Annotated in this window: 20 protein-coding genes; all 20 read right to left on the reverse strand. The window is 32.3% G+C overall.

Annotation, left to right across the window (positions count from 1 at the left end; genetic code table 11):
* Nucleotides 1–151 precede the first annotated feature (151 nt).
* The 20 genes from ACTCDL_RS03770 to ACTCDL_RS03865 all read right to left on the reverse strand — a co-directional run bounded on the left by ACTCDL_RS03770 (nt 152) and on the right by ACTCDL_RS03865 (nt 24,508).
* Entirely contained in the window at nt 152–865 is a 714-nt protein-coding gene (locus tag ACTCDL_RS03770) for a lysophospholipid acyltransferase family protein (RefSeq protein WP_463174156.1), read from the reverse strand.
* 108 nt (nt 866–973) lie between these two features.
* On the reverse strand, nt 974–1,207 hold the full coding sequence (locus ACTCDL_RS03775) for a glutathione S-transferase N-terminal domain-containing protein (protein ID WP_463174158.1): 234 nt from the start codon (nt 1,205–1,207) through the stop codon (nt 974–976).
* Nucleotides 1,208–1,356: 149 nt separating this feature from the next.
* Nucleotides 1,357–1,566, reverse strand: a complete 210-nt coding sequence (locus ACTCDL_RS03780; protein WP_463174159.1) for a zinc ribbon domain-containing protein — start codon at nt 1,564–1,566, stop codon at nt 1,357–1,359.
* Nucleotides 1,567–1,850: 284 nt separating this feature from the next.
* Nucleotides 1,851–4,337 carry a CoA-disulfide reductase gene (locus ACTCDL_RS03785; protein ID WP_463174160.1) on the reverse strand — a complete coding sequence of 829 codons (2,487 nt, stop codon included), beginning with the start codon at nt 4,335–4,337 and terminating at the stop codon, nt 1,851–1,853.
* A gap of 133 nt (nt 4,338–4,470) precedes the next feature.
* The gene (locus ACTCDL_RS03790) at nt 4,471–4,755 is read right to left on the reverse strand and encodes an ArsR/SmtB family transcription factor (RefSeq protein ID WP_463174161.1); all 285 of its coding nucleotides are present in this window, start codon (nt 4,753–4,755) and stop codon (nt 4,471–4,473) included.
* 345 nt (nt 4,756–5,100) lie between these two features.
* On the reverse strand, nt 5,101–6,138 hold the full coding sequence (locus ACTCDL_RS03795; protein ID WP_463174174.1) for a CsgG/HfaB family protein: 1,038 nt from the start codon (nt 6,136–6,138) through the stop codon (nt 5,101–5,103).
* A gap of 511 nt (nt 6,139–6,649) precedes the next feature.
* Nucleotides 6,650–8,032 carry a DUF5050 domain-containing protein gene (locus tag ACTCDL_RS03800; protein ID WP_463174163.1) on the reverse strand — a complete coding sequence of 461 codons (1,383 nt, stop codon included), beginning with the start codon at nt 8,030–8,032 and terminating at the stop codon, nt 6,650–6,652.
* A 441-nt stretch (nt 8,033–8,473) separates the two neighbouring features.
* Nucleotides 8,474–9,352, reverse strand: coding sequence for a CsgG/HfaB family protein (locus ACTCDL_RS03805; protein WP_463174164.1), 879 nt, complete (start codon nt 9,350–9,352; stop codon nt 8,474–8,476).
* 58 nt (nt 9,353–9,410) lie between these two features.
* Nucleotides 9,411–10,304, reverse strand: coding sequence for an LPP20 family lipoprotein (locus ACTCDL_RS03810; RefSeq protein WP_463174165.1), 894 nt, complete (start codon nt 10,302–10,304; stop codon nt 9,411–9,413).
* 23 nt (nt 10,305–10,327) lie between these two features.
* Nucleotides 10,328–11,485: a hypothetical protein gene (locus ACTCDL_RS03815; protein ID WP_463174166.1), complete on the reverse strand. Its 1,158-nt coding sequence runs from the start codon at nt 11,483–11,485 to the stop codon at nt 10,328–10,330.
* A gap of 238 nt (nt 11,486–11,723) precedes the next feature.
* Nucleotides 11,724–12,935 carry a DUF5723 family protein gene (locus ACTCDL_RS03820; protein WP_463174167.1) on the reverse strand — a complete coding sequence of 404 codons (1,212 nt, stop codon included), beginning with the start codon at nt 12,933–12,935 and terminating at the stop codon, nt 11,724–11,726.
* A gap of 40 nt (nt 12,936–12,975) precedes the next feature.
* On the reverse strand, nt 12,976–15,000 hold the full coding sequence (locus ACTCDL_RS03825; RefSeq protein ID WP_463174168.1) for a hypothetical protein: 2,025 nt from the start codon (nt 14,998–15,000) through the stop codon (nt 12,976–12,978).
* 77 nt (nt 15,001–15,077) lie between these two features.
* Nucleotides 15,078–15,608, reverse strand: coding sequence for a hypothetical protein (locus ACTCDL_RS03830; protein ID WP_463174169.1), 531 nt, complete (start codon nt 15,606–15,608; stop codon nt 15,078–15,080).
* A gap of 404 nt (nt 15,609–16,012) precedes the next feature.
* Nucleotides 16,013–18,100: a SpoIID/LytB domain-containing protein gene (locus ACTCDL_RS03835; RefSeq protein ID WP_463174170.1), complete on the reverse strand. Its 2,088-nt coding sequence runs from the start codon at nt 18,098–18,100 to the stop codon at nt 16,013–16,015.
* Between the two features lie 158 nt (nt 18,101–18,258).
* Entirely contained in the window at nt 18,259–19,143 is an 885-nt protein-coding gene (gene galU, locus ACTCDL_RS03840) for a UTP--glucose-1-phosphate uridylyltransferase GalU (RefSeq protein WP_463174172.1), read from the reverse strand.
* 469 nt (nt 19,144–19,612) lie between these two features.
* Nucleotides 19,613–20,794 (reverse strand): non-hydrolyzing UDP-N-acetylglucosamine 2-epimerase, encoded by a 1,182-nt coding sequence (gene wecB, locus ACTCDL_RS03845; protein WP_463174173.1) that lies wholly within the window; start codon nt 20,792–20,794, stop codon nt 19,613–19,615.
* A 290-nt stretch (nt 20,795–21,084) separates the two neighbouring features.
* Nucleotides 21,085–21,684, reverse strand: coding sequence for a DUF6036 family nucleotidyltransferase (locus tag ACTCDL_RS03850; RefSeq protein ID WP_463172240.1), 600 nt, complete (start codon nt 21,682–21,684; stop codon nt 21,085–21,087).
* 13 nt (nt 21,685–21,697) lie between these two features.
* The gene (locus ACTCDL_RS03855; RefSeq protein WP_463172238.1) at nt 21,698–21,910 is read right to left on the reverse strand and encodes a hypothetical protein; all 213 of its coding nucleotides are present in this window, start codon (nt 21,908–21,910) and stop codon (nt 21,698–21,700) included.
* Between the two features lie 473 nt (nt 21,911–22,383).
* On the reverse strand, nt 22,384–23,949 hold the full coding sequence (locus tag ACTCDL_RS03860; protein WP_463172236.1) for an AAA-like domain-containing protein: 1,566 nt from the start codon (nt 23,947–23,949) through the stop codon (nt 22,384–22,386).
* A 187-nt stretch (nt 23,950–24,136) separates the two neighbouring features.
* On the reverse strand, nt 24,137–24,508 hold the full coding sequence (locus ACTCDL_RS03865; protein WP_463172234.1) for a GxxExxY protein: 372 nt from the start codon (nt 24,506–24,508) through the stop codon (nt 24,137–24,139).
* Nucleotides 24,509–24,725 lie beyond the last annotated feature (217 nt).

The following is a 24,725-nucleotide window of genomic DNA, read 5'->3' on the forward strand; positions in this document are numbered from 1 at the left end:
CTCACTCTAACTCTCTCCTACCTTAGGAGAGAGGACTAAAGCATCTTTTATTCCCCTCTCCTGATATGAGGAGAGGGGTTAGGGGTGAGGTGGGTTTTAAATTACATTCTAAAGTTGTTTATCTATAGTTTAATTGGCAATTGCTCATTGTTTATTGTAAATTATCTTTTATCTTCTCCCTTACAATCAAGGTCAAGTCATCTCTCTCTTCCTTACTCAACTTATCGACATATATAGTCTCCCCAATTATAATTTCCACCTGATCACCCTTTATTAATCCACCATTAGCTTCTCTTAACTTATATGAACCCTTAATTGTAATCGGCACTACAGGAATATTCTCTCTTAAAGCTATCTTCAAACTTCCCCTTTTAAAATCTCCTAGCTCATTAGAGCAACTCCTTGTTCCTTCAGGAAAGATAACCAAAGACTGACCTGCCTCAAATACCCTTCCTGCATTTTTAAAAGCCCTTAAAGTCTGACGAAAATCATTTCTCTTAATGAAGATACATTCCATATTCTTCATCCAACTACTAACAAAAGGCATATATTTAAGCTCCCATTTAGCAACAAAAGCTATTGGCTTGTTAATATACCCTAATAATAAAGGAATATCAAAAGAACCTTGATGGTTAGCTACAAATAATACTGGCTCATCAGGTAATCTCTCTTTGCCTTTGACTATTACCTCACTACCTGTAAACTCCACTAGACTCTTAGCCCAGACCTTTGCTACCTTATTAGTATAATTTTTCACAGCTTCATTTCTACCCTTTAACTCCAACAATTTCATCTTTAAAAGTGAACCCAATAATGCAATTTGGTATAACCAAAAGTAGGCAAACCAGCTAACTGTTTTAATCATAATCTATCTCCCTTTCATTAAATATAATCTTAACTATATAGATAATTATAAATTAGATTATACCTTAAATCAAAAATAAGTTGCCCCATTAGAGGCAACTTGAAAATATTAGCTATACTTTTCTTCTAAATATTCGATAATTTTTGCAGAATCATTAACTACAGTTCCATCACTATCTTCTATTACTGGAACTTTAATTTGACCTGATAACTCTTTGATTTTAGTTCTTTTCTCCTTATCTTTAGGAACTTCAATCTTTTCATATTCTAAATCCATCTCATCTAACTTATTGCGCACCTTTCTACAGAAAGGACAAGTTTCAAACTGATATAACTTAATCACTCTATCTACCTCCTTATGAGATAATTAGTAACTATTACTATTATTCTCAGTAATAAGAATAATTCCTGCTGAAATTTTAAATTAATATTTAATTTATTATATATTACTATCATTGAAATTATTCTAACTATAATATAGGAATAATGCTATCATGTAAAGAAGTCAAATATATTACCTAGCATACTTGCATCAGCTTTAAATAACTCTGTGTATTTACATCTAGTACAGGTCACAGTTGTGAATTTCTTGTTCTGTACATCAAACATCTTAGATAATCCACCACCAGTAGCTGCAAACCGGTCAGTTTCATAGCTACCATTACCACATTTAGGACATTCATAATTATCTATTCTTGACAATATAACCCCTCCCTTTATCTATATTATACTCCTTATCTTGATTATTTAAAAGATTAAATAGTTATACTTTATAGAGAAAAAGCGACACTTTCGTGTCTTAGTTAACAGTGTACAGTTGATAGTTGATAGTTAAGTTCAAAAACTTAAAACATAAGGATTTTAATCTTTTAACTATCCACTATACACTATCAACTATCAACTCAAAAAAGTGTCCCAATATACCCATATAAACTTAACTAAAAACTCAATTATAATGAAAAAAGGTGCCAACAGGCACCTTTTCTCTATATAAATAAACTCATATTTGATTCTTCAGCATCACTTAAGAAACTGGCTACTCCTCCAACCTCTACACCATCGACCAACTCTTCTTTTTTAATTCCCATTACATCCATAGACATCTGGCAAGCTACCAATCTAACACCATTTAACTTTGCTTGACCGATTAATGCCTCTAAGGAGTCCACACCTTTATCCTTCATTACCTTTCTAATCATCTTAGGCCCCATCCCGAACATATTCATATTAGATAATGGTAACTTCTCACTTCCTTGGGGCATCATCTTGCCAAACATCTTATCCATCATAGATTTCTCAACTTTGACATTCTCCTTCTTTCTTAAAATATTCAATCCCCAGAAGGTAAAGAATAAGGTAACTTCACTGCCCATCGCTGCTGCACCATTAGCAATAATAAAAGAAGCAATTGCTCTATCTAACTCTCCACTAAAAACAACCATAGTCTTCTTATTCTTAGTATTCTCAGTAGCAATTACTCTTCTACCTTGCCCTTTTTGAATAGTAGCACTAAAATTATAACCATTTTGACCAGTATCTAATAATTTATTTCCTGTACTCTTACACCATGCTCCAATATCTGCTGTAAATCCTGGGTCTGTAGCAACAACTTCTAATATATCACCTTCATCTAATTCTTTCATCTTATTTGCTACCTGCATAATTGGACCAGGACATTGTAGTCCACAAGCATCAAGGTTCACCCTCTTAGCATCTTGCTTATCTGCTAGTTGCTTTCCCACTATCTGACCTTCTTCAGGGTTAGAAGCTGTATTCATCTTCTCACAATCTGGAGTATTACAATCATTTAATACTTTTTTTTTATCGTTCATAACTTCTTTATATAGCTTATAACCACCTGATAAGTTTTTAACCTTCTTAAATCCATGTTGCATTAAGATTCTTGCTCCAATATAACCTCTTAATCCTACTGCACAATAAATTACAACCTCTTTATCTTTATCTAGTTCATCTAATCTATCCCTTAAGCTATTAACAGGAATATTTATTGAACCTTCAATCTTACCTAATTGAACCTCTACATCTTCTCTTACATCCAAGATAATAGTATCATCACTTAACTCTTCAAGCTCATGCCAATGAATTACATCAACCATTCCATTTAAAATATTACCTGCAGCAAATCCAGCCATATTTACTGGATCTTTAGCAGAACCAAAGGGTGGGGCATAAGCCAACTCTAGCTCTTGTAAGTCAAAGACATTCTTTTCAAATCTAATTGCAGTAGCTAAAATATCTATTCTCTTATCTACTCCATCATACCCAACTATCTGAGCACCTAATAACTTACCTTCGTTAGGTGTAAAGATAACCTTAATAGTCATTGGAATAGCACCTGGATAATATCCTGCATGGTTCTTAGAGTTTGTATAAGATACTTGATAAGCAATACCAGCTTTTTTTAACTGCTTTTCATTATTTCCAGTAGCAGCTACAGTTAAATCAAAAACCTTAGCAATAGCTGTACCTTGAGTCCCAATAAATTTTTCCTTCTTTCCAGCTAAGTTGTTAGCTACAATTCTTCCTTGCTTGTTAGCAGGTCCAGCTAACGGGATATGGGCAGGTTGCTTAGTTACAAAGTCAACTACTTCAATAGCATCACCAATAGCATAAATATTCTCATCAGAAGTCTGTAGATATTGATTGACCTTGATAGCTCCTGTCTCACCTATCTCCAATCCTGACTCCTTAGCCAATTTAGTGCTTGGCTTAACCCCTATAGACATCACTACTAAATCAGCTTCAATCTCTTCTCCGCTTTGCAGCTCTACAATAGTCCTATCATTTTCTTCTCTAAAGGCTTTAACCCCGTCAGATAAATGGAGATTTATACCTTTACTACGCATGTGATTATGAACCGTTGCTGCCATATCAATATCGATTGGTCCTAAAACCTGTGGTGCCAGCTCGACAACTGATACTTCTAAACCACGATGGTGTAAGTTTTCAGCCATCTCTACTCCAATATATCCAGCTCCAACTACCACAGCACGTTTAGGATCATTACTATCAACAAAGTCTTTAATTTGATCAGTATCAGGGATATTTCTTAAAGTAAATATATTTTTACTATCAATACCTGCTAATGGTGGCTTAATCGGCTCAGCACCAGGAGATAATACCAAAGCATCATAACTTTCCGTATAAATCTCGCCTTTAGCCCAATCCTTTACTTTAACTTCCTTATTCTCTCTATCAATAGTCAACACTTCATTCATTACCCGTACATCAACATCAAATCTAGACTCCATTGCTTCTGGAGTCTGCACCAATAATTTATTACGTTCCTTAATTACTTCACCGATATGATAAGGTAATCCACAGTTAGCAAAAGAGATATGTTCTCCCTTTTCAAAGATAATAACCTCTGCCTCTTCATCAACCCTTCTCAATCTAGCTGCTGTACTTGCTCCACCAGCTACACCACCAACAATCAACACTTTCTTACTCATTATTAAAACCCCCTTTAATAAATTTTTATATCAATATATATTAATTTTACAATATAATCTATAAAATTTAAGTTTAAGCCTAAATCTTAGTCTAAAGAAATAATTAAACTTAACCTTAAATTCAAGCTTAAACTTAAAATAGTGTCTTTACTATCTTTTTAGCGTCTTCATCAATCACATAGTAATTAATCTCTACTCCATTTCTTTCACCTTCTAAAATACCTAAGTTTCTTAATTTAGCAAGATGTTGAGATAGGGTAGATTGAGGAATCTCTAAACAATTCTGCATCTTGGATACATTACATCCCTCTTCTTCCATCAAACCTTTAACTATACATAACCTAATTGGATGGGATAAAGCCTTTAATACTTTAGCTTTAGACTCCAATAGCTCCATCTCTTTTGTGATATTTTCCACTTAGATACCTCCTAATAACTACATTACTATATTTATATATTACGATATTTAGAGAGAATTGTCAAATAAATATTGATTATCAACCTAAAAAAATTATTATAATTAAATTCAATAAGGATATTGGGATACTTTTTTATTAGGTAGTTAGGGGTTAGTTAGTTAGTTGCTTTTTCCTAGCCCCTACCCATCTACCTTCTAAATGTCGCTTTTTCTCTATAAAGACACATTTCAACTTGACTTTAAAACTGGATAACTTTACTAAATATGACCTCTTATACATTATTTATTAAGGTCATATTACAATATAGAAAACTAACTAAAAAGAAGTGCATAAATGCACTTCTTTTATAACTCATACTTCTCATATATATCTTGAGCAAATTCATCTACTGCATTAGTCAATACTCTATCAATCATCTCTTCATCAGAAGGAATAATTATAGATTCATCTTTATAATAGTATTCACTATAATTATCCTTTTTAGTGACTGTCTTACTTAAAACAATAGAAGCATCACTTACATCTAATAATTTAAATATAATCTTAGTATATGCCTGTTTCTGTACATGGTATCTCTTTTTCTGTTCACCATCCCAAGTTTCAACATATTCAGAACTTTCATCTTTATTTACATTTCCACTTAAAACCTTACCAACTACTAAATAGTCAACTCCTAAAATATTTCCTATCTCTTTAGCAGTAGCCGAATCAATCAGTCCAGTTGCCCCCAATTGCTGTTCCTTCAAAATAGCCTTAAGCTGTTTTCTCTCTATTATCTCAATAAATTTTGGATCTCTATTTAATAATTGGGCACTAAATAGACTAGTAGCTCTACTCCCTAAATTATATCTATAAGTTGTATCCTCAAAATCAATTACCCCTATTCTCTTCAACTTCAACTCTCTAAGCTTTTGATATGCCCGATTATATTTTTCATTAGTATCAAAATAATTATTATCATAGAACTTAACCTTCTTAAATTCATTATAGGCAAGCTCCCAATTCCCTTCTGCTAAATAGTCACTTCCTAATTTATAATGACGCTTTTTATACTCTTCTTTAGCATTGTATAATAGTTTATTCACCTCTGAACTATCTTTAATATCTTTAGCTTGAGATAAATCTTTAATAGCTAAGCCATACTCTTCTTTTTCTAAAAACATCTTCCCTTTACTCAAATGGTTTTGATATTGCTCTTCACGATGATTTTTAATCACCTTATAAATACCAAATACCCCTAAAACAACCAAGGCCCCAATTACTCCTTTTTCCATCCCATCTGACCCACTTGAACTAGCAGAAATACTTTGGGCATGAGCATAGTCAACTCCTACAAAGGAAACCAACATAAATATCATTAACATTATCGAGATAACTCTCATAGCTTTCAACTTTAAAACTCCCCTTTCTCTATTCAGCAGTTTATTACACTGATTTAATTTATTCTGAATATGATTATTTATTGCATATTCTACACAAAGAACAGTAAATCCTCCATTATTATAAAATTTAATTAATCTGACAACTATTATCCAATGATTCTAAATTTAATAATATAATACACTAACCCAATATTATGTAATTATAGATATGTAAATTCAAAATGAAACTTAATGGGTATAATGGAATACTTTCGTGTCAGGAATCAGGAATCTGGAACCTGTGTTTTTAACTGATTGCTGACTACTGATTCCAAATTCCTAGAAGTGTCCCATTATCTCTCTATAACGCCATGGTTAAATTTTATTATAGATTCAATCTATAAGCCAATATAATAACAGGTCACAGCAGACAATAACTGCATAATAACGACAAATAACACTTGAGCATTCTCTAACACTATTAACCTATCACTAACCTATAATGTGATTCTACTATGTTAAAATCTAATAATTAATCCTGCCACTCTGGATCACTATAATCTACTTTCTTCTCAGAGATAATTTTTCTCTTCTTCTCTTGCTTTGTAAATAAATTAACCTCTTTACCTGCTACACCATCACTTACATATAATATTAATTGCTCTTCTCTGTCCCAAAAATCATAATTATAAATTTTACCATTAACTTCCATCAGTTCTTTTAAAGAACTACCATTAGGAGCAATTTGATAGATTAACGATTTACCAGAACTATAATTATTAAATACAATCTCTTCTTCATCACCTGACCAAGTCGGTGAAGAATCAACACCAAATCCATTATTCAATAACATCTTAGAACTTCCATCCTCTTTCATTACATGCAGCTTCTTCTCTCCAGTCGTTGCCGAAATATAAGCAATTAACCGATATTTAGGAGAATAAGCAATCTGACTATCATAATGATTATTATCAGTTAGTCTCTTTAAATAGCTACCTGTTAAATCACTCTTATAGATCTCGAAATCACCATCTCGATTAGATGCAAATAAAATAGTACTATTATCCAACCAAACTGGACTCTCTTTATCTGTTGCCGTAAACGTAATCTGTCTTAGGTTAGAACCATCAACATTCATTACATAAATATTTTTATTTCCATCTCTATTTGATAAGAATAAAATCTCTTCTCCATCAGCAGACCAATTAGGAGCCCAATCATCACCCTGATCATCGGTTAATCGTAGTACATTTTTACCATAGATATCTGTCATATAAATGCTCTTACTCTTTCCTTTATCACTGACAAAAAAGAATTTAGCCTCTCGCTTATTCTCAAGGGCAAGCTTCTCATTAAATACTTTATCCCTTCCTTCTAATGTGATAACTTTAGTCCAGACTCTATAGCCTGGAGAGCTGACCTTCACTAGCCTATTTTCAATAGAAGGGTTCTCTATTACAGGAACCTTTTCCATCCTAAAATAACCATTAGCATCAGTCTCAACCATCTGATTGCCTAGCTCAACAGTAACACCTGCTAAAGCCTCTCCTTTAAATCTATCAATCACCTGACCACTCAAATTCATATAATTTCGTTCTAATTTAATAGAAATTGACTTATCGCCTTCTTCTGACAGAACCTGCTTACTCTTAGTAAGGTAATCCTTACCACTTAATCTGATTACACTATCTTTATTATCAAGACCATCAATTACAGGAATATTAGGAATAATAAAGTATCCTTGTTCATTCGTCTTGACAACTTGATTCCCTACCTCTACACTAATCCCAGCCAAAGGCTCACCTGTAAATTTATCAGTTACATTACCTCTTAAATTCATAAATTTATCATTCTGACAACCTATTACAGCTATAGAGACTATAATTAATAACATAAGTACTTTTAATCTTTTCAACATAAATCCTCCCTTCAATTTATTAGATCATACTACATCATAATAACTAATAAAAAGTATATTGCGACACTTTTTTCTAATTGACAGTTAATATTTTTAAAGCGAGAAAAATTCCTGTTTGAACGAAGCAAAAATTGAACTAGAATTTAAAAACTAGATAAAATATTAATTAAAAAGCAAAATCAAGACTAATATTAATTATTTTGATTGCGTAGTAAGTTTAATTTTTCCCTTGATTGGATTTATCACGAAGGGTTCCCTACAGGTTTTTTAATAAAAAACCTTCCGTAATAAATTTAAGAATGAACCCGTAGGTTTGGTTACTTTTTCGCCCTGAAGGCACTACCACTGAAGAAGTACTCTTGGGGTGCATCAAGGACGCACCATAGGAAGTAGTCTTGGGCTGAAAACGTAACCCGCCCTTAGGCGGAACCTAATAATTTACTCAAACTCAACAATATCCCCTTTCAAAGGCAGATCTTCTGAATCGACAATTTCAGCAATAACAGCACCTTTACTAACACTAATAATCTTAATTCTACCAATTGGCATACTCACCGCTTCTTCTAATTCTTCAACTTCTATCAACCTAATCAACTCTCCATAATCTCCTTCTATTAAATCATCAGTATTATCAATCTTTACAATCAAGCGCCTACCTATTATTTTGACAACCTTACCCTTTAATAGCGAATTTGAAGATAATTTTTCAACAATATTATTTACAAAATCATCTGTAGCTTCTTCGATACTCTTTCCTAAAGCAGATTTTTTAAAAGCCTTACTACCAAAACTTAGACCATTAACATTAGAGAATTTAAAAGAACGATCGGTTCCTTCTCCGATACCATTAAAAGAAGCAATAATTTCTGAAGTATTAACATCAACTAGCCTTCCAGTCAGAACTACTTTAGCTTCAACTCCTGAAGTTTTGAAAGGGCCAAAAGAAATCTCTGCTTTCTCTTTAATCTCCATTTGTGTTAATGTCCCTATCACTATAGAATCTACTCCTAATATCCTACCTAATTCAGCAGCGTTAGTAGAATCAATTAATCCACTACTTCCTAGTTTTTGTTCTGATAGTATCTTGTCAAGGTCGGCCCTTTCTATAACCTTAACCCCTTCATTTTTAACCAATTTATCTGTTACTAGTTGTGTCACACCCTTTAAAATATGTTCTTTATCTAAACCATTCCATCCTAAGTCAGAATTATTAAAAGGAATCACAGCAACTAAGGTCTGTTTAGCATCAATAGGGGTTGATATAACTAGTACCAATAAAATTATAGATAAAAGTAAAATATTCAATTTAATCTCCATTGACTAACCCCCTAGTAATAATTTAAATCAACTAAAGATACACCACTGAAAATTAAACTTAATTTAAAACAATAACTACTTTACAGTTGTCAAAAACTCCATTACTTTTTCCTGCTTGCTCTAAAGTTTTAGCATCTTTTTTTGATATAACTAGATCAGTCCCATACCTTCCCTTAACTTTTACAGCATTAATAATCAGTGGATTTTTACCTACTCGTGCATTGGCCTTAGCATCTGCCAAACTTCGATTATAACCTACAATCCCCTGAGTAATGACGCCATCACTTTGAATCTTACTCATCCCATAAACTAAACTTCCATTTTCATCATAAACCTTTGGAGCTAGAGCTGGTTTGGCATCTATATTTAAGGTATTGATAATAACTCCTGTGTAATCACTCTGTACCAAGGTCTCATCTTTTTCTGAATTATCATAACTCTGATTATCATTATCAAACTCTAGACTAGAATTATCATTATTGTTAAAGGTTTCGGTACTCTCTTTACCTATATTAGGGAAGATAGCTTTCATAATACCATCTTTTCCATAGAATTTAACCTGAATTATAACCTGATATACCTTATCTGCTACTTTCTTCTCTTCAATAATTTGGGCACCCTTGACTATCCCAGTTACTCTTTTGTTGATAATATCCGACTGAACCTGGGCATTCTTAACTGTCTGCTCAGAATCTATTTGAACCCCATTAATCGTCTCTAACAATCTTCTTTGTGCCATTGTAATAGCGGCCTCTCTAGCCATAATCTTTGCTTGGGCCTGATTTGTAATATAATCAGGAGCAACACCATACCCAGTTGCCTCTACTACTGACTTTTCCCAATCAGTAACTGTATTATCACCTTCATCAAATAATCCCTGTGCAAAAGAGACTTGCGTTACAACCAACAATATCATTAGAGTTATCAATAAAATATTAATTCTTTCATTCATCTTTATATCCCCCCTTAACTTAATTATCTAACTTCTAAGACTAGCTTTCCTTCTGACATATTCTTAATTTTAAAACTAAAAGGAAGCTTTCCTTCTAACTCTATAGCCACATCTAAGACCTCTACACTAGGTTCTAAATCTATATCAAAAGTAAGCAATTCATTAGCAAATTCTCTAAAATATACATTAACTACACCAGATAATGTAGGTAAAGTCCTCTTTAGTTGAGTTAATTGACTTAATGAACTAACACCATTAACCTGTAATTGGATCGTCTTCTCGTGCTGAATTAACTCATTACTCATCTTATCAATTAGCTCATCTGTAATATTATTAGTAGCTTCTATAATTGATTTCTTAGCAGCCATCTCCTTATTGATGCCTACCCCTTTGCCATCACCAGTTACAGCTGCAATTACCTGTGCTGTAGCTACATTAATAACCCGAGCTTCAACTTGAGAATTATATGACTTTAGGCTACCAGCAATACCATCTAGGGTCTTTCTTAAATCAATATAATTTGATTTAAGATTGCCTACCACAATAAAATCAGCCTGTAATTGTGAACTCAATTTAACAGCTAAATTATAATCTCCACTGATAATAGACCTTCTCTCTTCTCTATTGATTAAAGAATCAACCTTGTAACGGTCTATTACTTGAAATCCTGATCCTATAAACTGATTCATCATTTCAGTCTCTGCCAACCCATTTGGCAACTCAACATAATAATTCTCTACTTTTTGGGAGATTAAAACCATAACTCTTGGATTACCAATTCTTTTTATATTTAACTTCAAGGCATCTAAATCATCTGCTAAGGCTTTTCTGCCAACTTTAACTTTAAGCTTAACTATATAGATACCATCTTCAATTGATTTATTGATTACCTGATACTCTTTTATATATCCTTGACTACTCTTTAAAATCTTATCTTCAATCAGTTGAGCATTTTTTACCATGGTTGAAGAACTAATAAAAGTTCCTACAGCTTGCTCTACTGCCCTTCTTAACCCATCATTAATGGCTTTTTTTTCAGCATTAACTAGACCATCTTCACCTAAATATGCTTTTCCCTCAGTCTCAACAACAACACTATCTATAGCTAAGACTGATAATGTAAAGTTAAAAATCATTATTAGAGCCACGAATAATACTATATATAGTCTTTTTTGCAACATAATAGCCACTCCCATCTTCTAGTCTTACAATTATCTATATTAATTCTATGCAATTACATTAATTCCCTTGTTAAAAATATATTAATTTATTATAATTTTTCTTTAAAAGACTTTATTAACTTCTTTTATCTAAAATTCAATATATAACACTCTCATTCTTGACTCTTTAGATTTATAATTATTAATTAGTAGAAAATAGAGAAGAGGAAGGTCAATATTGACCTTCCTCTTCTCTATTTTAAAACTCTATTTTAAGATTTAAAGCACCTTCAACCTCTTTGGAATCATTGAACAATCCCATTAAATCAGAGATACCTAAATCAGCTTCAAAAATCCATAAATCTAAACCCATTCCTGCTGACCAGTCCAAGTCCTTTTCAAGGGTAGAGTAACTTATTCCAGTTCTCAAAGGTAGGGATTTTAACCATGTTATTTCAGTAGCAGTAGCAAATTTATGATCTTTTTGACCATCATTATAGCTTGTATATGAATAATCTGCAAATAAGTCGATATTTTTACTCCAATTCATCTTGCCACCGAAGCGAATAACAGCTGGTAGTTTATATTCTAACTCCTCATCTTTAACAATATCACTATCTCCAACCTCTTCAACCTCTTCAAACTCTTCTGACTCTTCATTATACTCATATCTAAGCTCATGAATTCCATTAACTCTTAAAGCTCCTAAGTTCATCACACTAAAACCAAGGCTATATTTATCATTTAAATCAGCATATATCCCAAAATCGAAGGCTGAACCTGTTGCGGAACCATCGTTGATACCATCTGGTTCATTATACTTTGCTACAAAATATCCATCACCTCTAACTACAGGATCTCCATCTTGATCATAGGTGATTATAGTCCTCCCACTCCCTTCTAAGGAGAAGATTGCTCCACTTAATTGATGATAGGTTAGTCCTACTCGTAAATCCTTTAAATCTAACTTCTCTTTTAACTTTTCAGGACTGATAGAGAAGTTAACTCCAAGATCACCATAAACTGCTCCAGAACCTATACTACCACTAAGATCATAGGCTTTATCAATTTCATTCCCCTTTAATAAGAGCTCAGCTACGTCATAGGATAGATCAAATAAAGCAGCACCTCTACCCTCTGCACTAATAGCTACTGGTCCTAAGATTGCTTTCAAACCGTTATTTGACTCTCCTCCACCTAAAAATCCATCTTCAACATCAGCCAGTAACTCATCCTTCATCTCTTCATCAATATAATCATTGACCAACAGGTTATTCCACAGACTACCTGCCATTCCAAATTCAAAGGTAAATCGGTCTGAAGTGACATTAACTGCACCAGGATTTCCATAAAGAGCATCAGCTCCTATAACTGTAACAAACTCATCACCAAGACCAACTGTTTTAGCTGAAGAAGCAGCTTCTATATCAGTATTAACTGTTAGCACTAGTATCAATAAAAGACATGACATTATTAAGATTGTTTTAACCACTTAATCCTCACCCCCTAGTTTATTCTTTATCTTGATTGACCTTGACTACTAATTTAGCATAAAGATTATTAATCGTTACTTCATCGGTACTCTTTACTTCAATATTGTCACCTGTAACCTTATATTTAACCCCTACATACAGATTGTCATCTGTTAACCAATCGGCATCACTAGCAGTTAAATCTACAACCTTCTTCTCTCCACTATCCTGTTTAGTTAAAGTAAAGCTTTTGAACTTATTAGAAGCTTTATATAATTTATCTAACTCTCTCTCTTTATCTATCTCACTTAAATTATCCAAATAGCTATCTAAGTCTTTACCCTGCCACTCGGAAACCTTTCCTAAATAAATAGTCACCTCTACATTAACTGGTAAATCATTTTTAAAGTCTTCAATAATCAATTGCCCATTTTTAAAATAATTATCAATCTGTTCTACATCATCATTACTAAGCGAATCATTGACAGTCTCGGGGATAGCCCTATCCTCTATATTATTATTAAGAGTAATATCAAAAGGAACTTCTATCTCTACTTTAGGAGTCAACTTATCAGATGTATCGATAGTCACTGAATCAACAGCTTCGACTATAGCATCTCCCACAAGTCTTACCGATGTTATATCTTCTTTACTAGCTAACCCTTGTAACCAATCTAAGAAGTCTGTTTGACTATCATTAAGAAGTGATATCTCACTATTAATACTATCAATTACTGCACTTCCACCATTAATCTCAGTTAGAGTTATCTTGCTTTCACTACCATCTTCATAGATAGCTTTAAACTGGACATCATCTAAATTGACCAGTAGATTTTCAATATCATAACCATCAATAACAAATCTAGCAATAGCACCATTTAAAGAAATCGTAGAAATATCCTCAGGGACCTCTGTTAAAATCTCTTCATCTAAAGTCTGATTTGCATCAGTAAAATCAAATAAACTATTATCAACTGTCACACTAGCTATTTGGGAATCAGGACTAAACCCACCGATTACTGAAATATTTTGACTAGTATCATAAGTCACATTTGTTCCCGAAACTATCAGCTTAAAATCAATCTCCATTCCATTTACTAAATTGATACTTTCATTAGCTAAATCTAAGTCAATCTTATTATCAGATGAACTATCAAATATTGTACCTATAGTTAAATTTTGAATTTCGAAAGTTAAATTACTATTTTCAGGAAGGCCCAATGCCAAATTAAGTTCTCCACTGCTAAAAGCTACTGCTTCTAAGCCAGCTTCTATAGATGCTACATTGATAGATTGGCTAAGCTCAGTAGGAGCTAAATTCCCATAGTTTACTACCTTGCTAACCTCTGCCTGATCAATACTATAGGCTAAATTCATGGCACCACTATTGCTAGAAATCCCAGAGGTACTAAGATTACTAAGCTCTACTGTCAGATCACCAGTTATATCACTATTAGCTAGATTAATAAATTGTTTGCTACTCTTTGTTCCTTTAGCTATACTATTAAAGGTTATATCTCCTAAGATAGTTGAACCATCTTTAAAAGTTAAAGTTGCTGAATCAATATCGAAATCATCTGGGGCAGTAATCACAACTCCCATCTGATTTATCGGATTATTACTCTCATCTGTAGCATTATTTGAAAACTCAATGCTATCAAATTTATCTATAATGATAGTACTTGTTTTTCCACTATCAGAACTCACCCCAGCAGGAATAGAGATATCTTGATTACCGTTGATTAGATTATCTAGTTTAATTAAGGGTAATGCTACAATTTGATTAACACTAGGCAAAGCAACCTCAGTCAGCTTAGCGCCAACATCAATAATATCCATCTCTTCTGTCTTGGAGTATTGTATTAATCCATTATTATTAATAATCTCCTCATTATCTTCTACTAGCTCTTTTGCTGTCTTGCCCTCATTTCTAGTTATCGGTACTTTATAAGCAACATCCCAAGCTGGGCCAAAAGTACCACGACTGTTTTCAGAACAGCCTGACAAAACTAGAGAAGAGAATATAATAACCATCATTAAAGTCAATATCTGCTTCTTTTCCATAATTTCACCCCTTTTCAAAGTATTACTTAATATTATTCGACACAAACCTTAGACCTTTCCTCTTAAATTATATTAAATCAATGTAAATTACCTTCTCTATGGACAACATCATAAGCAAAAAGAGCATAGCCAATCTCAGCAGTTGTCATCCCTTCTTCTTCTGCTAGTTCTCTAACAATATTAATAATAGTTAGATAATCATCAGGGTTAAACTGTTCCTTATCCTTATTAAAATATCCCATCTGACAAAGGGTTGCCCATACTCTAGTATCGATGACAGAATGTTTCTTATCATTCAAACTGGTCAGAATTGCGGAAGCAGTTGGTGTCCCAACCCCCTTCAAGCTATTAAATAGAACAATTTGAGCAAATTCATCATCAATCTTATAAGCAATCTCTGTAATCCTCTCCACTCGTCCTACTGGATTCCTATGTACATGATAGGAACTTCTTGTAGAGTTGAGATGAGCCAGTTGATATAATTCATCTTTGCTTAGATATCCTTTCTGGTGATACCTCTTGCCAATATCCTTTAACTTTTCAGGATACAAGCCCGATGTCTCTGGATAAATTTTTAGATATTTCTGAAAATTAATCTTAGGGGTCATCCTATAAACTCCTCTCTAACAATAAAAATTTCTACTTAAAAAACGTCATTTAATTATAATTTATAAATTCTATAAAAATCTAATAAATCCTCTATATTTTTCTTATATATAGAAAATTAGAGAATATAGTCATCTGACCTTATAGTGATATTTAAACGCTATATAAGGAAAGTGCGACACTTTTATTATTTTATAAATGTTAATCTTTTTGTAGGGTCTGGTCGCGACCAGACCCTACTTTAAGACCTTTTAATTCTTCGTTATTCATTTGAAAAACTATCTCAATATACCCATTAAATTTCACTTAATGGTTGCATATCTATAGCTAATAAACTTTATCGATATACTTATTTACCCATAAATAGCAAAAAGACCACTTAAAAAAGTAGTCTTTTTGGCTCTCTCTAATATCTATCTTCAATTGTAATATCAGTATAGAAATGCTTTAATATATCTAAATATTGATAGTTATCATCTGCCATTGCTGCTACTGCAACTTGGTCCATACCAACACTGTGTCCCCAACCACCACCGTAAAATAGGAAGCTAACTAGCTTACCATCACGATATTGTGGTTGAATCCAGAAACGATTGCTCCGTAAACCACCAAATTTAGAACGTAAGTTATAGGTGAACTCCTTCTCTTCCTCTGCACTCACTACTAATAGAGATTTAACACTCCCTGCTTTCCCTCTATAGGTAGGCACAATCTTCTTAATCTCTTTAATATCTAAGCTATTTTCTAGATACTCTATTGATAGATTACGTTGCCAGCGGTAATGGCTCTCCTTAGTATATTGGAATGCTTTAGAATAGGAATCTGGTGACTCTCTTAACCATTCCTTTAATTCTGCAGGGCTTAAAGGAAATCTAGAGTCTTCTTTTTCAGTAGATACTGCTCTTAAATAACCTATTTCAAATCTCCAGACATCTTCACTATTCTCAGTATATCCTCCAGAGTTGGCACTATAAACTGCATTAACTGCCTTGCCATTATAAGTCATCACTTCACCTGCTGTCTCTAATACAGCTTGGTTAGAGTTAGGATGTTCACGGGCAATTCCTCGATAGGCAGCACAGTGAACGTCAGAACATAAGTCATATCCATCATCAGAGTGCTTACCTAAATTAGCTAGTGTATAACTTCTAGCAGCTACCGATTGGGTCTTTAGAGCCTCTATAGGCCATAAAGCCGACATCTCAGAAGGGATAACCCCCATGAGATATTCCTCCATGTGAACTAAGTTAACTACAGTAATCCCATTCTCTTGAGGAATTAACTCTAATGATCCACGATATTGACGGTCTTCAATCCCTCCCCAATAATAACCTCTACCATAAATTATATTATGGACTAGTACTGGAGCATACTCTTTAGGTCTTACTTGAATAGAATTACTAAATTCTATTTCTTTTTCACCTGCTACTAGATAGTACTTGCCATCCCTTATAGTAGCTTTGATAAGCTCTGATTTTTTACCCTCTAAAATAATCTTTTCTCCTTCTTTAATAACAAAGTCACTACCTACTCTAAAATAAACCTCTTCTTCATCTTCAGTAATTCCTATTTTCAACTCTCTTCCTGGGCTTTCAATAGGTTCTATCTCCTTAAAAGTGACTTCTTTTGGAATCTCTCTCTTCCGCTCTTCTGGTAATGTTAAATCTTTATCATCAAAATATTCAGGATGAGCTTCTTTTATTCGCTCTAAATTCTCTTGAATTACTTTATCACTGGAATTCTCTTTATTTGCTCTTTTTAAATATATAACTGCATCTCTATCCTGACCTAAATTCAAATAAGATAATGCAATCATTCTATTTACACCCTTGAGACTTCCGTCAGTTATTAGTGCTTTCCTGTAATTATCTATAGCAATACTATAGCTTTCTTGAACAAAATTTATCTCTCCTAGTTGATAGTATCCTAACGCAAACTTATCATATTCTAAAGCAGCTTTAACATATTCTTCTGCTTGCTGATAATCTTTTTCTTTAAAGGACATTAGGCTCAAATAATAGTTAGTATCTCTTAAAATAAATTCATCTTCTGATTCTGAATTCAATATCTTCTCCAACTCAATTTTAGACTTACCAATTTTATCTAAATTATAATAAGCAATAGCCAAATCCAATCTACTCTCAACATCTTCTTCTTTCTCTAATAGTGCTTCATATTCTTCAACAGCTAAATTATATTCACCTAAAGTTTCATAAACTGATGCTAAATTTTTTCTTGCAATCTTATTATCTTCATAGTCTAAAATTTGCTTATACTTATCTATACTAGCTTTATACTCTCCCTGATAGTATAAATTTCTTGCTTCATCCAATAACTTCTCTAAATCATAGCTAACTTGATTATCCTGAATTTTTTTAGCCTCTTGCTGACTTGGATGACTATAATAAGCAAATATCCCAGAGCTTATAAGTGATAATAAGACTATCCCTATTGCTGTAACTTTAAAATATTTTTCTTCTAATTTACCCCACATAATACCACACCTTTCATTTGCAGTTCTTTTTAGGTGTCTGTACTCTTAATTATAACGTGCTCAGCCTAGTATAACAATGAATAATTATTGGTAACAAAAAAAGCTATGTAGGTCTTAAAAGAAAAAAGCCAGCTCAAAAGCTGACTTCTTAACTAAATTTATTCAAATATCTCTTTATTCTCTTTAAAAAACTTATTCAAATATTCCTTAAATTCATCTTTGATATCTTCGCGCCCCATAGCAAATTCAATAGTAGCCTCTAAAAATCCTAATTTATTTCCTATATCATATCTCTTTCCACTAAAGACCTTTGCATAAACCTCTTCTTTATTCATCAGACTCTGTAAGGCATCGGTTAATTGAATCTCATTACCTTTACCTGGTGGAGTATTCTCTAATATGTTGAATATTTCTGGTGTAATGATATATCTTCCTAAAATTGCAATATTAGAAGGTGCATCCTCTAAATTAGGCTTCTCCACTAATGCTCTAACTTTATAGAGATCATCATATTGTTCTGAGTAATCTACAATTCCATACTTATGTACCAAATTATTAGGTACTTCCTGTACTCCGATAATAGTAGACTCTTTCTCTTCAAACTCTTCAATCAATTGTTTGGTTACAGGCTTATCAGCATTGACAATATCATCACCTAATAAAACTGCAAAAGGCTCATTACCTATAAAGGTCTTAGCACATAAAATAGCATGTCCTAATCCTTTAGTCTCTTTTTGTCTTACATAATGAACATTGATCAAATCTGAGATATCCTTAACAGTCTCTAATAGCTCCTTCTTTCCCTTAGCCTCTAAAGCCATCTCTAACTCTAAATTTCTATCAAAATGGTCCTCTATAGCGCGCTTATGCTTTCCAGTTATAATTATCAAGTCCTCAATTCCAGATTCAACTGCCTCTTCAACAATATACTGAATCGTAGGTTTATCTACTATCGGTAGCATCTCCTTAGGCTGTGCCTTGGTAGCTGGTAAAAATCTAGTTCCTAAACCTGCTGCTGGAATTACTGCTTTTCTTACTTTCATCAACTCACTCCTTTTTTTAGTTGATAGTTGATAGTTGACAGTTAATATAGATAAACAACTCTATAATGTAATTTAAATATTCTACTAATTCAATACATCTAACTTCCTAACCAAAAACTTAAAAGATAACTTTCAGCAACGAATCTCACGAATCTACACGAATGAGAGCAAATAATTTAAAATATTAATTAATCCTTTGCTCTTTAATTTGTAAGATTCGTGTTAATTCGTTGCTAATCTTTAGCTTTTGAACTTTAGTCTTAGGTTTTACTTTAGACTTGGAAATCTATATTTGATAGTTAGATAACTAAAGAAATCAAATAATTAGCCAGATATTAATACAAAAGATTTTATTATCAAACATTTTAACTGTCACTATCTATATCTTCATACTTACAATAGTCAGTATCATAATTTCAATTTAATTAATCATAACTAATTACCAATTTTCAACTACTCACTATATTAATTAAAGATTCATCTCCAAAATCCTCTCTTCTTCACCAATAAATTCTTCTATTTTTTCATTGCTATAGCCAAAGTAATACAGAATCATCTCCACAATCCTTCTACTAGCTCGACCATCTCCATAAGGATTAATGGCATTAGCCATTTGGCTATACTTTTCTTCATTATTAATTAGGCTATTGACTACATAGCTAACCTCATCCTGATCTGTCCCAATCAACTTAACAGTACCTGCTGCTATTGCCTCAGGTCTTTCTGTGGTATCTCGCAATACTAAAACTGGCTTTCCCAAACTTGGAGCCTCTTCTTGGATGCCTCCAGAGTCAGTCATAATTAGATAGACCTTTGCCATCAAATTAGCAAATTCTTTATATGACAAGGGCTCTATCAAATGTACTCTTTCTAAACCGCCTAAAATATCAATAGCTACCTCTCTGACCTTAGGATTAAGGTGCATAGGAAAGATAAACTCTAATTCAGAATTAGCTAAGGTTAAATCATAAACTGCACCGAAAACATTTCTAAGCCCACCAGTTAAATTCTCTCTACGGTGAGTTGTTAAAAGAATCACCTTCTTATTGTTAAAATCAATCTGATTCAATTGCTTATTATCAAAGCTATAGCCTTCATCCACAACACTCAGTAAAGAATCAATCACTGTATTGCCACTAATATATATATTCTCTTCACTAATATTCTCTCTTAGTAGATTCTCCTTAGCACCATAAGTAGGGGCAAAATGAAAATTAGCCAATCCCCCTATCAAATGGCGATTAACTTCCTCAGGGTAAGGAGAATATCTATCATAACTCCGTAAGCCTGCTTCTATATGTGCAATTGATACTTGCTGATAAAAGCTTGCTAAAGCTGCCACAAAGCTAGTAGTAGTATCACCATGGACTAAGACTAAATCAGGTTTCTCTTTGATAATAATCTCCTCTGAGCCCTTTAATATTCTGGCAGTCATCTCAGATAAACTCTGACCTGCTTGCATAATATCCAAATCATAATCCGCTCTAATATTAAATAAAGTTAGCACTTGATCTAACATCTCCCGATGCTGAGCTGTTATTGCTACAATTGATTCTATCTCTTCTCTCTTCTCTAACTCTTTAATCACAGGCGCCATTTTAATTGCTTCTGGCCGTGTACCAAAGATAGACATAACCTTAAGCTTGTTCATAAATACCTCCATAATACTGTAATTTTAGCTTTAGTATATGGAGAAAGATGATAAAATATTAAGGGATTATTCAACTGCAGATACTCACAAATTTAAGAAGCAATTACTAAGACCTAATAAAATTTTTCAGCCACGAATCCCACTAATCTTCACGAATCAATTCAAAACCATTTCAAACAATAAACTAAATTCTGTGTTTCATTCGTGTAATTCGTGGCTAAACTATTCTTTCATCTTCTAATCTTTCTTCACTAATAAAAATAAGAGCTACAAGTATAAACTCGCAACTCTTATTCTTGGCTATCAAGTTTTTTTATATTTTCTTCGACTATCTTTTTAAATTCTATTAATTCTTCTGTAGTTCTCTCTTGTTTAGACTTTTCATAGACATAATCCCAATCAATCTCTGTATAATTAATTATCATCATTCCTATGATCCATTCTTTATCTGAGTATTCCTTCCAATATTTATATCTATTTAACCGGTCAATAATTATGTCCTCAATTCCGATAATATATGCACTTAATTCTTTATCAATCTGTACTTCAGCTATCTTGTCCCAGCTACCTGCTAATGGTCCCGAAGGCACCTCTATAGCTATATCAGTATTTTCTATAGTCCAATACTTCCCTTCTTTCCTAAACCCTAATGGCTTTAATACCTGATCTATTTCAGCGATAGATGCTCCACAAAGCATATCAATATCCATAGTTGCATAGCCACCAGAAGTATAAAACTCCACTGCTTGCCCACCAACAATAATCGGTCTTACTTTTAATACCTTCAAAGCTTCTGTAATAATAGCAACAATCTCTATACGCATTAGTAATTTATCTTTATTAGCTCCAATAGTCTTCCTGATTCTTTTTTTTAGTATCTCCATTTTCATAATTTATTACCCCTTAAGAAAGGACTTTATATTTTCTCTTTCCAACCTTTTTAAAAGTCTTCTGCTGTTTGTCCTTAGCCAATTTAAATAGTAAAAGTTGTTTGTCTCTATCTCTTTCTCTTAGACTCTTACTTTTTTTATTTTCTAAACTATCTTTTATATTTAAAAAAACAGCTTTAGCATTTTGCCTCTTTATATTATGTTTTTGAAAGGATATCTTTCTCATATTCTTACACCTCTCTTAAATAATATTTTAATACCTGATAGTACATATTATTATTTTCAAGCTATTCTGTCACTATTATACCATTGATTTTTATGAGCTTCAAACTATATTGGAAAACAAAGAGAAAGAGAACTATGAGAAAATAAAAATTAAAAGACTGTTTTTTGCCACGAATCTCTCGAATCTCCACGAATAGTTCAAATTCATTTTAAACACTAAAGTATAATTAATATTTTGATTTTTATTCGTGTTTCATTCGTGTAATTCGTGGCTAAACTATTCTTTCATCTTCTAATCTTTCTTCACTAATAAAAATAAGAGCTACAAGTATAAACCTGTAACTTTCCCCTCGCTTGTCTGTGTAAGCCTATGTCTAATATTTTCTTTTGATTTTCAAGTTCTTAACTGTAAACCGTACCTACGAGTCGGAAAAGATGACTCTTCGTGTAAACCACTGTCAACTGTAAACTGAATTATACCCAGATTGCAAAGATCTCTTTACCATTCTTTTCAACCATTTCTTCTTTATATTCTTTATTCTGGTTAAAATTAAAGCTGATTAGATATCCCTTTTCTACACTCTGTTTATCCAGATAATCTACTAATTGAATTAATCCTTCCTGATGATATTGCTCTCCACGCCAAATCTTTAACTCTACTATATATTTTCTATCAAGATAAGTAACTACTACATCTAATCTCTTCTCTTGAGAGGTCTGTACTTCTTTAAAGTCAAATCCTCTACCATTAATAATAGGCTTAATAAAAGCTAAAAAAATCAAACGTCCATTTCTTTCTAAAAATTCTCGATCTTTATCACTATATTGTTCTTTAATAAAAAGTTGAAATTTCTTTAGTACCTTCTTAAAATCTAAATAACCCTCTACTGTGATAAAATTCTCTCTAAAGTTATAGGTTGTCATATTTAGGTTAGTTTCCAGTTTTGAACTCATGTAATCATAAATAGCTTGTTCATAGATTTTATTATGAACCTCTACTCTACCACTATTATTTTTAAAGATACCATACAGTTCTCCCAAGTTTATAATAGGATTATAGAAGTTATAAGTTATCCTTTCACCTTCCATAATTATTTTATAAACCAATTCATATAATTTTTTATTATTTTCTAGATTCTTGATCAGACTTTCGAAATTGACACTCTCTCCTTCTAGGATTCTCTTTATAGCTAGTTCTAAACCCTTTAAATTCCACTCTTTCTGATCTTTCTCTAAAATTATCTCTTCATCCATTATCTTAGCTAACTTACTAACTAAATAAGGATGTCCAGAGCTATAATAGTATATCTTCTGAGCAATCTTATCTACATTGAAGTTAACATTCTTATCTTCTTGATATTCTTCTAGCATTGTAGCTATCTCTGCTGGATTGAAGCTCATCTCTACATCAAACTCTACTGCTATATTCCAAGGGCTATTATATTTTTGTTCATCATCGGGTCTTAATTTAAGCTTTAGATTCTTAACATCATAAACCCCTGCTAAAATTATACTATGAAAGGTATAGTCTTCTCCTTCATTGCTAGCAAGATACTTACTTCTTAACATTCCTAGAAAATCCAAAAACAATTGATTATCACTACTTTTATCTACCTCATCTATCATTAATACCAGCTTTCTCTTCTCTTCTTTAGCTAATTTAGTTATTAATCTTGCTAACCTACGCATATTAGTAGTTATACTTAAATTCTGTTCTATAATCTTAATCAGTTCTTCTTCCTCTTCCAACTCTAATTTATCAACTAATGTTAATAAAAATTCTTCTATAAATAACTGTTGATCTTTATATATCTCTTTATCAAAACCTTCAAAACTAATTCTAAGCACTAGATAGTCTTCCTTATTTAATTTTTTAGATAAAAGATACATAGTCGTTGTCTTTCCATATTGCCTTGGTCTATTGATTGTAAAGTAACTTCCTTCTGCTACTAGCTTCTCTATCTGCTCTAATTTATTTGAGATATCAACCATATAATGTTTTTCAGGGATACAAGTACCGGTTACATTAAATTCTTTCATGACTTAGACCTCCATATTCTTCCTTATGTTAGTCTTATTATAACCTACTCTTTTTTTATTATCAATAAATTGCTTGAGTTCAATTTACAATTAATAATAAAAAGATTGAAATAATTATCTTTTGACACGAATCCCACAAATTTTCACGAATCAATTCAAAACCTATTTTAAATATTGTATTTATAATTTATATTATAAACCTCTCATATTCTAACTTCTTCTTAGAAAAATTTAAAAGTATACCTAATTTTATATTTGTAGCTCTCAAATAGTTTAATACTTGGCTTTTATGAATATTAGCTATTTTATCCACTGTCTTTAATTCTAATATAATTTTGTCCTCGACAAAAATATCGGCTATATACTCTCCAACAACCTGTCCCCTAAAATCAACTTTTATAGGATACTGCTGTTTAACTTCTAAACCACTTTGTCGAAATAATAATATTAAAGCATTTTCATAAACTTTTTCCAGAAATCCATATCCTAATTCATTATAAACCTCCATAGCTAATCCTACAATTTGATAAGATAAATCTTTATAAATTATTTTATTCATAATTTTTCCCTCACTTATTCAAATTTATCAGTTATTATACCAATTACTCTTAATTCTATGAGGAAATAAAAATTAAAAATTCAAAAAAATATTTTTTGCCACGAATCTCACTAATCTCCACGAATAGTTCAAATTCATTTTAAACACTAAAGTATAATTAATCTTTTGATTTTTATTCGTGTTTCATTCGTGCAATTCGTGGCTAAACAGTCTTTTA

This window comes from Orenia sp. (assembly GCF_055140805.1).

Excerpts from the sequence above, each read along its gene's own strand:
- ACTCDL_RS03865 (WP_463172234.1), bottom strand. The coding sequence starts at position 24,508 with ATGAATAAAATAATTTATAAAGATTTATCTTATCAAATTGTAGGATTA.
- wecB (WP_463174173.1), bottom strand. The coding sequence starts at position 20,794 with ATGAACAAGCTTAAGGTTATGTCTATCTTTGGTACACGGCCAGAAGCA.
- ACTCDL_RS03825 (WP_463174168.1), bottom strand. The coding sequence starts at position 15,000 with ATGGAAAAGAAGCAGATATTGACTTTAATGATGGTTATTATATTCTCT.
- ACTCDL_RS03785 (WP_463174160.1), bottom strand. The coding sequence starts at position 4,337 with ATGAGTAAGAAAGTGTTGATTGTTGGTGGTGTAGCTGGTGGAGCAAGT.
- ACTCDL_RS03795 (WP_463174174.1), bottom strand. The coding sequence starts at position 6,138 with ATGAGAGTTATCTCGATAATGTTAATGATATTTATGTTGGTTTCCTTT.
- ACTCDL_RS03820 (WP_463174167.1), bottom strand. The coding sequence starts at position 12,935 with ATGTCATGTCTTTTATTGATACTAGTGCTAACAGTTAATACTGATATA.
- ACTCDL_RS03855 (WP_463172238.1), bottom strand. The coding sequence starts at position 21,910 with ATGAGAAAGATATCCTTTCAAAAACATAATATAAAGAGGCAAAATGCT.
- ACTCDL_RS03770 (WP_463174156.1), bottom strand. The coding sequence starts at position 865 with ATGATTAAAACAGTTAGCTGGTTTGCCTACTTTTGGTTATACCAAATT.
- ACTCDL_RS03830 (WP_463174169.1), bottom strand. The coding sequence starts at position 15,608 with ATGACCCCTAAGATTAATTTTCAGAAATATCTAAAAATTTATCCAGAG.
- ACTCDL_RS03850 (WP_463172240.1), bottom strand. The coding sequence starts at position 21,684 with ATGAAAATGGAGATACTAAAAAAAAGAATCAGGAAGACTATTGGAGCT.
- ACTCDL_RS03815 (WP_463174166.1), bottom strand. The coding sequence starts at position 11,485 with ATGTTGCAAAAAAGACTATATATAGTATTATTCGTGGCTCTAATAATG.
- galU (WP_463174172.1), bottom strand. The coding sequence starts at position 19,143 with ATGAAAGTAAGAAAAGCAGTAATTCCAGCAGCAGGTTTAGGAACTAGA.
- ACTCDL_RS03810 (WP_463174165.1), bottom strand. The coding sequence starts at position 10,304 with ATGAATGAAAGAATTAATATTTTATTGATAACTCTAATGATATTGTTG.
- ACTCDL_RS03805 (WP_463174164.1), bottom strand. The coding sequence starts at position 9,352 with ATGGAGATTAAATTGAATATTTTACTTTTATCTATAATTTTATTGGTA.
- ACTCDL_RS03860 (WP_463172236.1), bottom strand. The coding sequence starts at position 23,949 with ATGAAAGAATTTAATGTAACCGGTACTTGTATCCCTGAAAAACATTAT.
- ACTCDL_RS03835 (WP_463174170.1), bottom strand. The coding sequence starts at position 18,100 with ATGTGGGGTAAATTAGAAGAAAAATATTTTAAAGTTACAGCAATAGGG.